Consider the following 16,601-nt stretch of genomic DNA (forward strand, 5'->3'; position numbering starts at 1 on the left):
TAACGCGTCTTTTTAGAGTTCTATTTATTATCTACTGTCAGGTTTTTAAAAGCTTGGCCTAATTCATTCATGTCACGATTGTATTCTTTCTTGAATGATTCCCAATCATCTTTTGAATCTTTTTTATAGCTTTCAATCTTTGCTTTCATGTCGTTATTTTTTTGTTCTAATACTGCAATTCTTCTAGCGTATTCGGTATCAATCGAACTACCTGTATTTTTCATACGTGCTTTTAGATCCAATATTCTATTTTCATTGGCAGTAATTGTCGCATCTGTGCTAGCTCTAAATGCGTCCCATTCTTCATGAGTCGCTTCTTTACGCGCATCTGAGAGTTCTTCTTTAGCGTCATCAAGATTTTCTCTTGCATTTTCAACATTATCTTGAGCAGCTTCCTCTTTTTTTGTAGTGTTTTGACAACTGGTCAAAACGGTTCCAGCCATAATGGTTGTAATTGCTAGTGTGTAAAGTGTTTTTTTCATTTGATTTAATTTTAGGTTTCGTTTTAATTTGTTCGTAAGGGTCTTGTATGTTCACATGTAAATTGCTGTTTTATAGAACTGCTAAGTAGCAGACAATAGTGGCGATTGTAATAAATTATTTTTAAAGCAGTGATCAATCATATAAGCGAATTGCGATTTTTTCAACAACTGATAAGCTCTATTTTTTCAATGAATTGCTTTTTGTTTTTAAACTTTTAAAGTCAATATGTCGTATTGAATTAAATCGATTTTTTCTATTATGTTTATTTTCAGGCCATTGAAATTTAATTCTCTAAGCAGTCAATTAAAAAAAAATACTAGTACAAAGTTGGGGTATGGAGGCAAAAATTCAGTTATAAAACTTTTAGAATAAGTTGTATTATTTACAGATTATCAAAAAAACACATAATTTAAATCTGTACATTTTATTATACAAAATATTGATTAAAAGGAATATAATATGTATTAACTGACGCTATAATTTAAGTATAAAGATTCAGTTTTTGGTAAGCAAAAAAATCATTAAAAACGTTCTATAAGTAGATGTCGTTTTTAACGATTTTAGATTTTTAATTCCTGGAGTCAACATCTTTATAAAATTTAAAAAGACATTGTCAACTTCATTCTTTAAATTATAATGAAAGAACCTATGTCGGTAATTTGACCTGCTGTAATTACTACATCAGTTTTAACTACTGGCAATAATGGAAGTGATGGTGTGATCGTAATTTTGTATGTTCCTGGAGGAAGACCCATTACCATAAAATCGCCATTATCATTTACATTACTGGTATAACTTACACCACTTGCAGAAGTTGCTTCAACAACGGCCATAGTTCCTACTGGAGTAATTTTACCTTTTACTGTACCACTGATTGCTTGTTCGATGGTTCTAATCACTGGTTTCAATGAGTAGGTTCCATTTCCTTGCTTCACAATAGATTTATTAGCGTCAAAATCTAAAAGAACGGTATACAAAATACCGTCTTGAAGTTTGTTATTAACTTTTATTTTTAATCCGCTTTGCTCTGCACTTGGAGTACTTAATGGGTAACTTACACCGTCTAGAACTACTGTATTATTTGGACCTAAAATAAGTCTTACTTGATTTACTGAAGAAATTTCAAGTGAATCAGTAGCCAGTAAAGTATCTACACCATTAGAGAATTCCAATAAATTATAGATTCCTTTTTTTACATTCAGTAAGACAATTTTTCCACCATCACCTGTAACTTCTACACCTTGTACGTCTACATTTACTTCGTCATACGGCCCAGGTGCATCTGTTAATCGAACGGCATAAGGGTAACTAGCATTTGCATCATCATCATTATTACAAGAGTAAATTATTGCTCCAAGTAATAGGAAAGGCAGGATAAATTTTATTTTTTTCATAATTTTTTACTTTAGGTATTCTATTAATACTTAAGTAAAGGTACTTTTCGAACCAAGATATTGTGTTATAGAACTATAGTTTAAAGTTGTATAATTGTCACTTGTACTTAATCTAAGATGATATTTCAAAAAAGCAAATGGTGATTGATATCTTTTAAAATACAATTGCTACGATATGGAACGGTTACTTTATAGTGTCAAATTTGGCACCCATATTGAGTTCTTTTTTCATTTCATTTTCTTCCAGATCTTCTAAATCTTCCAATTTTTTATCTTCGGCCTTTTTCTTTTTATTGAAATATCCGCGCAGTAGAAAATTGTGTTTGGCAGCTTCGATTACTTCATTTAAACCTTTGGTTCCTGTTTTCACATTTGTCATTGTAGAATCTATCATTAAACCCATTTTTTCATCGCTAACTAATTTAGATAAAGCTCCTTTTCCATTATTCATTTTTATAGTGAATTTTGAAAATTCGTTAGAACTATTTTCTAGATTAATAACCATTTTTTTTATGCTATTTCCAAACTCTTCATCGGAGACCAACCTGGATAAAGCACCATTTCCATTATTCATGCTACTACTGAACTGAGCAAGCTCTGCGGTAATAACTCCAGCATTATCTACACTTTTTTTAACGCTCACCATCAAGTCATCCATTTCTATTGCTTGTTTAGAGGCAATATTGTCGTTGTCTTCTACAATAACATTGGAGTTTTTACCAGATGAAATTATAAGTACTTTATCACCCATCAAACCATCAGAACTAATACTTGCAATAGCATCTTTTTTGATGTATTTACGAACTTCTTCTTTGATGACTAATTTAATAACCACCGATGTATCTGTTAAAAACTCTATTTCTTCTACCGTACCGATATTGATACCAGAGAAACGAACATTATTGCCGACATCGAGTCCGTTTACTGAATTAAATTTGGCAGTCAACTCAAATGTAGAGCCAAATAAATTTTTCTGTTTTCCAACAAAATATATTGTTGTAACAAACAGTACCAACCCAATAATTACAAACATTCCTAATTTCCATTGGTATCCAGATTCTTTATTCATTTTATTTTGTTTTTTTGGTTATATAAAAAAAGATCGAACCCATTCGTCATCACTTTTTTCTAATTCTTCGTAGGTTCCTTCCACATGTATTATACCTTCTTTTAAAATTACTAAACGATCAGCAGTATGTTTTGCGCAAGCCATATCGTGCGTAATTATGATGGAAGAGGTTTTATTCTTTTTTTGAATTTCTAATACTAATTCGCTTATTTCCCTCGAAGTAATAGTATCGAGTCCCGTTGTTGGTTCGTCGTATAAGATGATTTCTGGTTTTAAAATTAAAGTTCTAGCCAAACCAATTCTTTTACGCATACCTCCTGATAATTCAGATGGCATTTTATCTATCGCTTCACTTAGACCTACATTTTCTAAGATTTCCTTTATCTGATTTTCAACTTCTTCTGACGATAATTCTTTTGCATGACGCTTGAGTGTGAATGCCAAATTTTCTCGTACGCTCATGGAATCGTATAATGCTGCATTTTGAAAAAGGAAACCAATTCGAACTCGTATTTCATTGAGTTCGTTGGTATCAATTTTGGTAATATCAGTGCCAAAAACATTAATTACTCCTGAATCAGCGCCTACTAGACCTACAACACATTTTATTGTGATTGATTTTCCAGAACCTGATTTTCCTAAAACCACTAAATTTTCTCCTTTTTTTACTGAGAAAGTGACTCCTTTTAATACTTCGTTAGTGCCAAAGGTTTTATAAAGATCCTTGATTTCTATAACAGTTTCATTTGTTGCAGCAAGTGGAGCTTGGGGTGTTGTTTCTTGTATCATTTTAAAGAAATAAATCAGTTATTTGAACCGCTAACATATCAATAATAAATATTGTTAACGATGCAGTCACAACAGCTGAATTTGCTGCTTTTCCAACACTTTCTGTTCCATTTTCTGCATTAAATCCCTTGTAACAGCCAATCATTCCTATAAAAAAGCCAAAGAAAAATGTTTTGATCGTAGCTGGGAAAATATCTAAAAACGTAATAGATTCTAAAACTTGTGAAATGTACCGAAACATATTAACATCACTGTGAATATTTATTCCTACGTATCCGCCTACGATCCCAATACCATCGGCATAAATTACTAAAAGTGGTACCATAAGTGTAGTGGCCAAAATACGTGTAACTACTAAATATTTATAGGGGTTTATAGCTGAAACTTCCATAGCATCTATTTGTTCCGTAACTTTCATAGATCCTAATTCGGCACCTATACCAGAGGAAACTTTACCTGCGCAAATCAGTGCGGTAATAACTGGAGCAATTTCCCTTATTAAGGATAGTGCAACCATACTTGGCAACCAGGATTCTGCGCCAAACTTGGCTAATGTTGGTCTTGATTGTAATGTGAGTACTAAACCCATAATGAATCCAGTAATCGTTACTAATGGTAGGGATTTATACCCTATTACGTAACACTGTTTTACAAATTCTTTGAATTCATATGGAGTTTTTAATACTTCCTTGAAAAAACGCGCACCGAATATTGTGATTTTGCCCACATCATCGAAAGTTTCTTTCAGGTAGTTGGTTACACTTTCTTTTCTGACTGTTATTGTTTTATTCATTAAGAATTTTTTTTGAATGCGTATTAATTATCAATAATCTCCTGTTACGCTATTAGTACTACTCTTTGATATTGTATGCTATTGAGCTAGTATGTACAATAGTCTATAAAGTATTATTTTTAAAGGTCTTTTTGCAAATTTAATTAGGAATACCCCTATAGCTGTTACATAACTCTTGTCTATAGTTTCAATATTCACAGATGCAAAAAATGAAATTGTAACAGTACTATCAAGCCTAATGCTTTTTGCCAAAAAGTAATAACAAAAAAAAGGCTATTGTTAAAACAATAGCCCCAAATAAACAAAACCAAACTAACCTTTTATTTTTCGCAAATCATGAAATCTTTTCATTGTGAAAAAATTATTATGCTACAAGCATCTGTATTTTCTAACTTAAGAACTATGTTCTTGTATTGTGGTATTTTTTAGTAGTGAAAAAGAAAAAAATAAAACCATTAAAAAAATATTTATAGACTGTTTTTAACAACAGTTTCAAAAAGTGTTCAAATGGTTCTATTCAATAAAAAAACAGGGTAATTATTTCAGGAAAACACTATTTTTTGGTATTACTTAAAATCGGCCACTTAAATTAATTGTTACTTTGAGTTTCTGATTCTAGTACTAATCTTGGTACTTCAAAATTTCTTTTTGGAGTAATTTTACCTACTCTGCAATAACTTCTGGAAGCAATACATACTTCGTTTGTTGAATTTTCCATATAATTTTTATTATTATTCTAAATATCTTCTTAGTGTCCATGCCATTGTTTCGTGTGCTTCCATCAAGCCAGTCAAGAAATCAGCGGTACCGGCATCCTTATTTTCATCGGTGCTAGTATCAACATCTTTTCTTAAATGAACGATAATAGTTTCATGATCTCCTAATAATTCTTTTACCATCTCTTTTTGAGTTGGGTAGTGATTAGGCGACTCTTTAATGATTGTTAAATCGGCAAACTCTTTCATAGTTCCTATGGATTTTCCACCCAGCTTGCTTATACGTTCAGCAACATTATCAATTGATGCTTCAAGTTCTGTATATTGAGCTTCAAATAATTTATGAAATTCCATAAAACTCTCCCCACAAACATTCCAATGAAATTTTCGTAATTTTACGTATAATGTCATTTCATTAGCTAAAATCGACGATAAGATAGCAATACTGTTATTTAAATGTTCTTGTGTAATTCCTATTTGTAATTTCATAATTTCTGAATTTTATTAATGTTTAATTTTTGTCCTTAAATACGATTTAGTGTAATTCTTTTCTTTTGAATTCTCAAAATAGGGTATTGCAATTAAGACTAAAATTTTACATTACAAAGTTCATTTTATTCATCTGAAAAAAATTATAAAATTTATATAATAAGTTTCATTATTCACACACTATTTTTTTTCTTAAAAGACAAATATTCAATATTTATTAGGTGTGATCATTCTACTACAGTGTATTATGAATCGGATAATCAGTATATCCTTTTTCATCTGCCGAATAAAATAAATCCGTTTTAAGATCTTCGGATAAAGGCCAATCATTTTTAAATCGTTCTACCAAGTCAGGATTATTAATAAAAGGACGTCCAAAAGCAACAAGGTCGGTAAGCCCACTTTCAATGGCTGCCTCGGCGCTTTCTTTATCATAACCGCCACAAAGAATCAACGTATTCTTGAAATTATGACGAATCAGTTTCTTGATTTCCCTAGGAACAGCAGGTGCTCCCATTGCAGAATGATCTACAAGATGAATATAGGCAATGTCCAGTTTATTAAGTTCTTTAGTAAGGTAATCGTATGTTTCATGAATTTCTGGATAATGCGGCATATCACTGGCTACTCCGTAGGGAGATAAACGAATGCCTGTTTTTTCCTTTCCAATAGCTTGTGCAACTGCGGCAACTACATCAAGTACAAAACGGCATCGATTTTGAATGCTACCGCCATATTGATCCGTACGGATATTGCTTACAGGCGAAAGAAACTCTTCTAACAAATACCCGTTGGCACCATGCAATTCGACACCATCAAATCCTGCAAATAAGCCATTTTCAGCTGCAGCCACATATTCAGTTTTTGCATGTAAAATATCTTGTTCGGTCATCTCTTTCGGTACTGAAAAATCTTGTAAGCCTTTCAAGTCGGTCCACATTTGTCCAGCAGCTTTCACTTGAGAAGGAGCAAGAATTTGAGATTCTACAGGCATATTCAACGGATGACTTATTCTTCCGGAGTGCATTAATTGGATAATTATTTTCCCACCGTTTTCATGAACGGCTTTGGTTGTTTTTTTCCAACCCTCTACTTGTACTTTACTAAATATACCTGGAATTCTGGCATAACCAAGCCCATTTGGAGATGGAGAAGTACCTTCAGTTATGATTAATCCGGCATTGGAACGTTGTTTGTAATATTCGGCCATCAAGTCATTGGGAATATTGTCAATAGCTCGACATCTTGTCATTGGTGCCATAACAATTCGGTTTTTCAAATCAATAGACCCCAGTTTTTTTAATGTAAATAGCTCGTATGTTTTCATGTCTTTTTTTAATTATTTATTACTATCAAAATACTTGTGTTTTATTAAGTAAAAATACCGTCTAAATAAATTGAGGTATTGTAACAACACTATTAATTTTTATTTTTTTTGGAAAAACATTTTTTTAAAAATCTAATGCTACAGTTTTCTTTCTCTTTATTTGCATATTATTTTTACTGTTCATTTTAACGTCGCTAATTTCTCTACCAAAGATGAAATGTTGAACTAGCATGGTTTTTATTAAAAATAATTAAAACGAAATCTGTGTTAAATTTTATATTTCAAAACTTTAGTGATAAAATTATGTTAGGCAACATTCCTTTTTTATTCTGATTAACGGGTATCAAGCTCGTGTACCGCTTCGTTGGTCATAGGCGGAAGATTGGAAAACCCCTATGTTCTTGATGCCGTTACGCCAATCTGGCAAATCAGAAAAACGCTACCTAACAAAATAATTTTATATTCTTATAAAAACTACATAGGATTTGAAAGGCCGCTAATGCGAATGAGTTTCTTGTTTACAAATTCATGAATTCCTAATTCAGATAATTCTCTGCCGTAACCAGAATTTTTAGTCCCTCCAAAAGGCAGATCAGGTTGGGTGGAAGTTGGCTGATTAATAAATACCATTCCAGTATCAATTTTATCAGCGATACGTTTCCCTCGTTCTATATCTTGCGTAAATATGGAGCAACCTAGCCCAAAACTGGAATCATTTGTCAATGTTATTGCTGCTTCTTCATCGATGACTCTGTAGAAAGAAGCCACAGGACCAAATATTTCTTCATAATACGCAGGAATTTCTGGATTCAAATCTGTTAAAATAGTAGGTTGAACAAAAGCCCCAGGAAGATCAGAGCGAGTTCCACCAAGCAAAATGGTTGCTCCAGCATCAACAGATTTCCTAATTTGATCTACAATATGTACAGCAGCAGCTTCGCTGCTCATCGGTCCTAATTCTGTCTTGGAGTTCATCGGGTCACCAACAATTAAGTTGGACATTTTTTCTTTGAATTTTTCAAGGAATTCATCTGCAATTGCTTCTACAGCTATAAATCTTTTAGACGCTACACAACTTTCACCATTATTATTAATTCGACCTACAACTGCGCATTCTACAGCTTTGTCAATGTCTGCATCTTCAAGAATAATGAAAGCATCATTACCACCCAATTCCAATACTGATTTCTTTAAATATTTTCCGGCTTCAGATGCTATACTTGCACCAGCCTCCTCACTTCCGGTTAGTGAAACTCCCTTTATTCTTTTGTCTGCAACTAAAGCTGTTGCTCTTTTTCCAGAAATCAAAAGATTAGTATAAAGACCATTTGGCGCTCCAACTTCGTTAAACAAATCTTCAATAGCAATGGCGCATTGAGGAACCATTGATGCGTGTTTTACAACAATTGTATTTCCAACCATAATATTTGGAGCAGCAAAACGTGCTACTTGATAAAACGGAAAATTCCATGGTTGAACGCCCAATAGTACACCGATGGGACTACAACGGACGAGGGCACTTCCAAATTCAGGTTTTAACTCTTTGTCTGCTAAAAATTCTGAGGCGTGCGTGGCATAGTAATCAAAAATATCAGCACTCAATAGAATTTCACCCTCGGCCTGAGCAATTAATTTACCCATTTCCAGTGTTATTATTTTAGCTAGATATTCTTTTTTTTCACGCATCAAAGCAGCTACTTTGTGCAATATTTGAGCTCGTTGCTCATAACTAGTTTCTTTCCATGAATTGAATGTTTTTGCAGATTGTGCAACCAACATATCAACAGCTTTATCAGTCATTTCCTCAAAAGAGCGTACAACTTTATTGGTGAATGGATTAACGGTTTGAATAGCCATTATTTATTATTTGAAAGATTAATTGAATTTTTTTCGGGAGTTATTAAACCATACATTGCTTCATATTGTAGCATGATATGTTTTTCGCCAATGGAATTAAAAAAATCTTCCAAACGTTTGATATGTTCTATTGTAAATCTCAGATGCACTTTGAGTGCATCAGCTAGCTCATCAGTAACAGCATTTTTAATCAGTACGGGAATAGAGATAAGTAGTGCTTTTTCTGTAAAGTAAATTTCTTTTAGTTCCTCTACAAAAATATTTCGACAACCTTCACTTGTTTCAGGGGATGTTGTATTTGAATTTCCTTTCCCTTTTTCTAGCCTGACATTTTTGTCCGTTTTGGTTATGGTACTTTTCATTTGTTTTTAATTTATTAAAAAACATTAATTCTATAGTGTAAAGTTGGGATTATATTACTTTTAAGCTATTACACAATTACTCGTATGTATTACATCTTTCACATATTATTAAACTAATCTTTTAAAATTAATCAGCATGAAAACCTAACTATTTCATAGCTTGTCAAAGTATTTAGTTCATTTATATTTACTAAAATAATAAGAACAATTTTAGTGATACAACTTATAAAAGGGGATATATAAGTAAGTTTTTTTTAGAGGATTTTAAAAGAAAAGTTCTATAAATCTGGTGAGTTTATAGATTATTTTGAAATGTAATTAGTGTTCAGGGAAAATAATCTAGAAATAAATAAATAAGAGTAGTTGTAGGCGATAAAACAATCCGCTAAGAGTTATAAAAAATAGACTCGATATTTGATATTTTAAGGTCTGTAATGCAAAAAAAACGATAATTATATAAATAAAAAAACTTCCTTTTACATAGTGAAAAGGAAGTTCTAGATTGTAATCAATTTATTTGTGCTCGAATGGACTATTGCTTTAAAGAAAAAGAATCATTCAAGTGCTAATATAATTTATGACTCATCTTTTGTAGTACGTACTAAACTAATTCCAGATACAAAGAAAATAATTCCTAATATACCGTAGATAATTAGTGATTTGACATCTCTTGTTTCACCTGATGTTCCAGCAAATATAACCGCTGTATAAATAAGACCTCCTATTCCAAGAGCAGTTAGTAACGCTCCAAAGATTCGTTTTAAATTCATGATTTTTAGTTTTTATGATTTATATTTATTTTCATAAGTTTCTTATTATTAGCTAATTGTTTAATAATGAAACTTTCTAAACTATTAGAACCACCTTTTAATGTGGTACTAATTACATGACAAATGTATTCCGATTCGCTTTTGAAAGTCTTATACAATTGTTAATAAAACTTACATCTTTCACACTCTTTGCTAGGCAATACTAGTTATGAATGGATTAAATATAGCAAAATAGTTTTTTGCATTAAGCAAGAGATGCGTTGGATTTCTGCTTAATTTTATACTTTTTATTGTATTTTTATCACGAAGCAAAAAAGTAGAATAGGAGTGTATGAAGTTAAATTTCTTTGTTCAATATGAAAACTTGGTTAAGTAGCTCCTAGAGTTATTTCAAACTATTTTGTAGGGTATTAAATTCTTCTTGTAATTCAGAGCAAGCTTGCGTACAAATTTCATCTAATTGCGTTACTAAACTATAAATAGTATTGTTTTTATCTTTTGTTATTGTAAAATCATGAATTTTTTTGGCAACGTTTTCATGATCTGGATGGATTCCCATAATTGTAAAAGAAGGTAGCATTTTATGAACAGCAGCACCTAATAAGGTCCAATTCTCTTCTTTCAAACTTTGTTTAATTGTATTTAATAGGTGAGGAGTTTGTTCTAAATAAATTGAAATCATTTCCATCATTAGCTCAGGATTTGATTTGGTACGTCGGTTTAAGTACGTTAAATCAACATATCTTATTTCTTCTTTTGAATTTTCATTTTCTACTATGTCATCAATAACTTCTATAATTTTTGGCTTAGATAAAAAGCTCACTATTTTGCTGTGTAGTAGTTTTTCATCAACTGGTTTAACAAGATAATCATCCATTCCTGCTAATTTACATTTTTCTAAATCTACTGTCGTGACATCAGCTGTTAATGCAATAATTGGGATCGAAGATTTCATTGTATTTCTAATGTATTCAGTAGCTTCAAATCCATTCATTACTGGCATTTGCAAATCCATAAGTACAACATCAAACTCTTTTTCTTTCAATTTTTCAACAGCTATTTTACCATTTTCGGCAATCTCACAATCAAATCCAAAGTCATCTAATATGGTTTTCATCAACATCTGATTCAAAGTAATATCTTCAACAACTAATATCTTCACATTTTTCATTTGCGAATCGAGCTCCATGATTTCATTTTCTAGTTCTGCTACAGCGTTAGTTTTTTTGAAACTCAACATAAAACTAAAAGTAGATCCTACATGTAAAGTACTTTCAACACAAATGCTACCACCTTGTGCTTCGAGCAATTGTTTTACTATTGCTAGTCCTAAACCCGTACCGGCATACAATCTAGAAGTTCCGCTAGTTGCTTGTTGAAAATTTTCGAAAATACTTCCAATTTTATCCTCAGATATTCCGATACCAGTATCCTTAATAGAAAATTTTAAAACAACATTGTGTTCATCTTCTTGAAATAAATCTACAGCGACAGTAACTTTTCCTTTGCTGGTAAATTTAATAGCATTACTCACAAGATTTAGAATGATTTGGTGTAACCTAACAGGATCACCAATTATGAAATCGGGTATTTTATTATCGTATTCTTTAATTAATTGTAAGTTTTTTTCTAAAATTTTAGGTTCAAATAGTTGTAGCATTACGGAAACAGTCGACTTGATTTTGAAAGGAATTTTCTCAAATGTCATTTTTCCAGAATCTACTTTAGCAAGATCGAGAATGTCATCAATTAGTACAATTAAAGCATCACCACTCAGTTTGATAGCATTAAGGTATTCATTTTGTTTTGTCGTCAAATCAGTCCTCATAATCACCTTTGTAAATCCAATGATGGCATTCATTGGAGTACGAATTTCATGACTCATATTAGATAAAAATTGTTGCTTTGATTGCATGGCACCTTCTGCAACTCTAGTTGCTTTTTCTGCTCTAATTTTTGCCTGTTCAGCATGTCCTCTAGCAGATTCAGCCGAAATTTTAGCTTCAATTAATTCATTTGCAATGTGTTTTTGATCGGTAACATCTCTTGCAACAAGGACTACACCCAATACCTTTTCTGCATCATTTTTATATACAGATCCATTGAATAGTACATCAATCAAGTCTCCTTTTTTTTGTTTTAGAATTAGTGGACAATCTGTTACAAATCCTTTTTCAAATACAGTTTGATACACTTCACGGCCTTTTTTTGAATCAGTAAAATAATCATAAAAATCGGTCCCTATTAATTTAATTCGGGCTATTCCTGTTATTTGCACAGATGCATTATTTACATCCGTTATTTTCCCTTCGGGACTAACTGCAAATAGTGGATCATGACTCGCTTCAATAAGACTGATTGTATATTCTGAAAGTAACTTTTCTTGAGTAAGATCGGTATTTAATTTTTTTAGTTGTTCTGCTTGAACCAGTAGTTCTTGTGTTTTTAAATGTAAATCTACAAAAATAGCCACTTTAGCCTTTAAAATTTCTGGCGAAAGCGGTTTAATCATATAATCTACTGCACCTGCCTCGTATCCTTTAAAAATTTGTAACGAATTATCATTACTTGCTGTTAAAAAAATAATAGGTACATGTTTGAGTTTATCAATCTGGCGGATTAGATCTACCGTTTCAAACCCGTCCATTAAAGGCATTTGAACATCAATTAGTATGATGGCAAAATCTTGTTGGTGTATGAGTATCTTTAAAGCCTCATTTCCCGAGTTGGCTTTAACGCATAAATAATTTTCATTAGAAAGTATTACTTCTAAAGCAAATAAATTTTCGGGTAAGTCGTCAACTATTAAAATTTTGACAGGGCTGTTTATTTTCATTTTTAATTGTAAAATAAAAGTTTTGTTCTTAACTAATTCACATTGATTTTGTAAAATCAATTCTATATTAAATGTAGCAATAGTAGTAAATAAAGACTTTTTAAGGCATTTAAATTATTTACTTAACCAAACACGCATTAATGATAAAAGTCGGTCTACATCTATTGGTTTTGTAATGTAATCGTTTGCTCCGGCGTCGATACATTTTTGTTTGTCATCTTTCATTGCTTTTGCAGTTAATGCAATTACAGGTAATCTTTTGAATTTAATTTGAGAGCGAATTCGTTTCATAGCTTCATAACCGTCCATTTCTGGCATCATAATGTCCATTAATACGAGGTCTATATCTGGATGTAGCTCCAACATTTCTAGTGCATTCTTACCGTTTTCTGACTTGATCACTACGATTTCACGTTCTTGTAAAATTTTTGATAACGCAAAAATATTTCGCATGTCATCGTCTACTAGAAGTATTTTTTTAGCATGAAATATAGCATCCTTGTCGTGTATGCTAGTAATCATTTTTTGTTTGGATTTTGGTAAGTTGTTTATTGTACGATGCAGAAAAAGTGCCGTTTCATCGAGCAAACGCTCCTCTGATTTTACCCCTTTTATAATTATACTTTCAGCATATTTATGCAGTAAATCATTTTCTTCTTTAGAGAGTTCTTTTCCTGTGTAAACAACAATAGGAGGCATGTTATGCCCTTTTATAGCCTCTAATTTTTGAATAAGCTCAAAGCCACTCATATCTGGTAAACCAATGTCCAGAATCACACAATCTATTTCATGTTTCTCATATAGTTCCAGAGCAACTGCACCAGTTTCAGCTTCGAAACATTGTACGTCACCAGTACCAATGAGTATTTTCATGGCTTTTCTAGCATTCTCATTATCTTCGATGATTAATAGATTTTTTATTTTTCTATTAGCGAAATTTTCTATGCGATTGAAGGCGTCATCAAGGGCATCTTTAGATATTGGTTTTATTAAATATTCTACAGCTCCCTCGCGTATTGGCTCTAGCGATCGATCATTTGCAGAAATAATATGTACCGGTATGTGTCGTACGGATGTATTTGATTTTAGCTCTTGCAACACCTGTTTACCTGATATTCCTGGTAAACCCATATCCAAAATAATGGCTTGCGGATTGAATTTAGAGGCCAGTACAAGCCCATCTTCACCAGTAGCAGCTGTCAAGCATTTAAAACCTTTTATATTGGCTTGTTTTAAAAGTATGTGGGCAAAATTTGGATCATCTTCAATAATTAGCACCACTTTATCTGTAGGACTTAGGTTTGCCCTATCGTCTGGAATGGTAGCATAATTCAGAAAAGTAGTTTCATTTTTATCTATCGGAATATACTGTCTTGGTTGTATGGGTAAAGAATTAGATAGTTCCATTTCAGGCTGAATGGCAAGTGGAAGCACCAATGAGAAAGTAGCACCATGATTTAGACTACTAGAAACAGTAATCTTACCTTCTAATAATTTTGCTAACTCGCGTGATATAGAAAGTCCTAATCCTGTACCACCATATTTTCTAGAAGTTCCTCCTTCGGCTTGCTGAAAAGCTTCAAAAATGGCTGCTTGTTTGTCCTTAGCGATACCAATACCAGTATCAGTAACTGAAATATTTATTGATTTGTCTGTATCGGGTTTTACATGAATGGTAACACTGCCTTTCTTTGTAAATTTGATCGCATTAGAGAGTAAGTTTTTTAATATTTGATTTAAACGTTGCGAATCAGTTGTAATGAATTCGGGTACATTTTCAGCTATCTCACAACTAAGAAGCAATCCTTTTTGCTCTGCTAAATGTTTAAAATTTTGAAGTAGTTCAGCAGTGAGATTTATAATTGGTATCCTTTCAACATTTACAGACATTTTTCCAGCCTCAATTTTAGAAAGATCTAGTACTTCATTAATTAAAATTAGAAGATCATGACCGCTTTTATAAATAATTTCAGCACTTTCTACCTGTACATCATCTAAGTTTTTCTTCCTGTTTTCTGATAAATCTTTGGATAAAATAAGCAAACTATTGAGTGGTGTTCGCAACTCATGTGACATGTTTGCCAAAAATTCTGATTTGTATTTGCTGCTTATTTCAAGTTGTCTTGTTTTTTGTTCAATACTACTTTTTGATGCTTCAACTTCTTTATTTTTTTCTTCTAGGGATTGAGTTTGTTCTTCTAACTCGTCATTCGTCATTTGCAATTCCTCTTGCTGTTGCTTCAAATTTTGTGTTTGTTGTTCTAGTTCTTCATTCAATTGTCTAAGTTCCTCCTGTTGAATCTGAAGTTCTCCCGCTTGATTGGATAGTTCTTTATTGGCAGTATGCAATTCAGCGGCTCTTTTTTCTTTTTCTTCATTTTGGAACGCAAGTTCTTTAATAGCAATTCCTAATTCAGCAGCTCTTTTTTCTTTTTCTTCATTTTGGAACGCAAGTTCTTTAACAGCAATTCCTAATTCTGAAGCTCTTTTTTCTTTTTCTTCATTTTGAAATGCTAATTCGCTGTTGGCTATAGCTAATTCTGCAGCTCTTTTTTCTTTTTCCTCTGATTGTAGAACGGTATTTACACTAATTGCAATGCTACTCATAGAAACTGTGACAAATTCCTTTTCGGTTTCGCTAAAATCAGTAAACTTACCTATTTCTATAACACCTATTGTTTTATTGTCTAATATAAAAGGAGTAATCAATATACTTTTGGGTTGGGCATCTAGTACTGTAGAGGTAACACGAATTTGATCCTCTGCGGTAGTGTCAAAAACAATTTGTTTTTGTTCCCATGCAGCTTGTCCTATTAGACCTTCATTCAATTTAAAATATTCTTTAGTTTTTTTTGCAGGAGTAAAAGCAAATTTCCCACTTAACACAAGTGTTTTTTCTGTTTCATCTAGTAAATATAGAGCTCCTATATTGGCTTTCAGGTAAGTACATAAAAAGCTGATGGTATTATTGGCCAATTCAGTTATGTTTTGGGTTCCCAAAAGCTTTTCATTCAATGCTGCATTACCTAGAAGAAACCAGTTTTTACTATCATTTTCTAGTTGAGAGGCTTTAAGTGCCTTTAAATTTGCACTTACTATATTGTAAATTACAATCAGAATTAGTGCTATTATTAGTAACAGAATCACAAAAACAAAATTGAATTTACTAGCTTCTTCATCAGTGGCTTGTATCCTCTGGCTAAGCAAGATGGTCTCACTTTCCTGTGCTTTATTTACTATATTTCTTATTTCATCTTGAATTTGTTTTCCTTCACCTGATGCTACAAATTGCTGTGCTTTTTCATAATCTATTCGTCGAAGTGTAATGCAGTTTTTAAGATTAGCAAAACGCATTTTAATTTCATTGTTAAGCTCTGCAACATTATTTTGCTGTGAAGGATTGTCCTTTGTTAGTTCCTTTAATTTAGCAAGTTCCTCATTTACTTTGAGGTTTGATGTTGTAAAAGTTTCTAAGAAATCATCATTACCTGTAATAATAAATCCTCGTACACCAGTTTCTGCATCAACGGTTAACATTAAAATTTGTTCAAATTCGTACAATACTGAATTAGAATGGTTGACCAAGATAGTAGAGGCAATAAATTTTTCAGTATTTTTAAAAGAGAAAATGGCAACACCTAAAAGTACCATTGCGCAAGCAATAAACCCTGTTGCTATTTTTTTATCAAGAGTCATATTCATTTTTTGATGTAATT

General features: G+C 32.1%; 13 protein-coding genes. All 13 read right to left on the reverse strand.

Features of this window, described 5'->3' with window-relative positions; genetic code table 11:
- Positions 1-20 precede the first annotated feature (20 nt).
- Positions 21-482: a sll1863 family stress response protein gene (locus tag AC061C_RS00970; protein ID WP_478289643.1), complete on the reverse strand. Its 462-nt coding sequence runs from the start codon at positions 480-482 to the stop codon at positions 21-23.
- A gap of 627 nt (positions 483-1,109) precedes the next feature.
- Positions 1,110-1,877: a DUF4382 domain-containing protein gene (locus tag AC061C_RS00975; protein WP_478289644.1), complete on the reverse strand. Its 768-nt coding sequence runs from the start codon at positions 1,875-1,877 to the stop codon at positions 1,110-1,112.
- 184 nt (positions 1,878-2,061) lie between these two features.
- Entirely contained in the window at positions 2,062-2,946 is an 885-nt protein-coding gene (locus tag AC061C_RS00980; RefSeq protein ID WP_478289645.1) for an MlaD family protein, read from the reverse strand.
- Positions 2,947-2,964: 18 nt separating this feature from the next.
- Positions 2,965-3,735 carry an ABC transporter ATP-binding protein gene (locus tag AC061C_RS00985; RefSeq protein WP_478289646.1) on the reverse strand — a complete coding sequence of 257 codons (771 nt, stop codon included), beginning with the start codon at positions 3,733-3,735 and terminating at the stop codon, positions 2,965-2,967.
- A 1-nt stretch (position 3,736) separates the two neighbouring features.
- Positions 3,737-4,528, reverse strand: coding sequence for an MlaE family ABC transporter permease (locus AC061C_RS00990; RefSeq protein WP_478289647.1), 792 nt, complete (start codon positions 4,526-4,528; stop codon positions 3,737-3,739).
- 589 nt (positions 4,529-5,117) lie between these two features.
- Positions 5,118-5,246: a hypothetical protein gene (locus AC061C_RS00995; protein ID WP_478289648.1), complete on the reverse strand. Its 129-nt coding sequence runs from the start codon at positions 5,244-5,246 to the stop codon at positions 5,118-5,120.
- Between the two features lie 13 nt (positions 5,247-5,259).
- Positions 5,260-5,733, reverse strand: a complete 474-nt coding sequence (locus AC061C_RS01000) for a Dps family protein (protein ID WP_478289649.1) — start codon at positions 5,731-5,733, stop codon at positions 5,260-5,262.
- Positions 5,734-5,968: 235 nt separating this feature from the next.
- Positions 5,969-7,060 (reverse strand): alkene reductase, encoded by a 1,092-nt coding sequence (locus AC061C_RS01005; protein WP_478289650.1) that lies wholly within the window; start codon positions 7,058-7,060, stop codon positions 5,969-5,971.
- Positions 7,061-7,534: 474 nt separating this feature from the next.
- Positions 7,535-8,917, reverse strand: a complete 1,383-nt coding sequence (locus AC061C_RS01010; RefSeq protein WP_478289651.1) for an NAD-dependent succinate-semialdehyde dehydrogenase — start codon at positions 8,915-8,917, stop codon at positions 7,535-7,537.
- Entirely contained in the window at positions 8,917-9,279 is a 363-nt protein-coding gene (locus AC061C_RS01015) for a DUF892 family protein (protein WP_417971291.1), read from the reverse strand. The genes AC061C_RS01010 and AC061C_RS01015 overlap by 1 nt, the downstream gene beginning before the upstream one ends.
- A gap of 575 nt (positions 9,280-9,854) precedes the next feature.
- On the reverse strand, positions 9,855-10,049 hold the full coding sequence (locus AC061C_RS01020) for a hypothetical protein (RefSeq protein WP_073355583.1): 195 nt from the start codon (positions 10,047-10,049) through the stop codon (positions 9,855-9,857).
- Positions 10,050-10,434: 385 nt separating this feature from the next.
- Positions 10,435-12,885: a response regulator gene (locus tag AC061C_RS01025; RefSeq protein WP_478289652.1), complete on the reverse strand. Its 2,451-nt coding sequence runs from the start codon at positions 12,883-12,885 to the stop codon at positions 10,435-10,437.
- Between the two features lie 114 nt (positions 12,886-12,999).
- Positions 13,000-16,587: a response regulator gene (locus AC061C_RS01030; RefSeq protein WP_478289653.1), complete on the reverse strand. Its 3,588-nt coding sequence runs from the start codon at positions 16,585-16,587 to the stop codon at positions 13,000-13,002.
- Positions 16,588-16,601 lie beyond the last annotated feature (14 nt).

The organism is Flavobacterium sp. GNP010 (assembly GCF_056428945.1).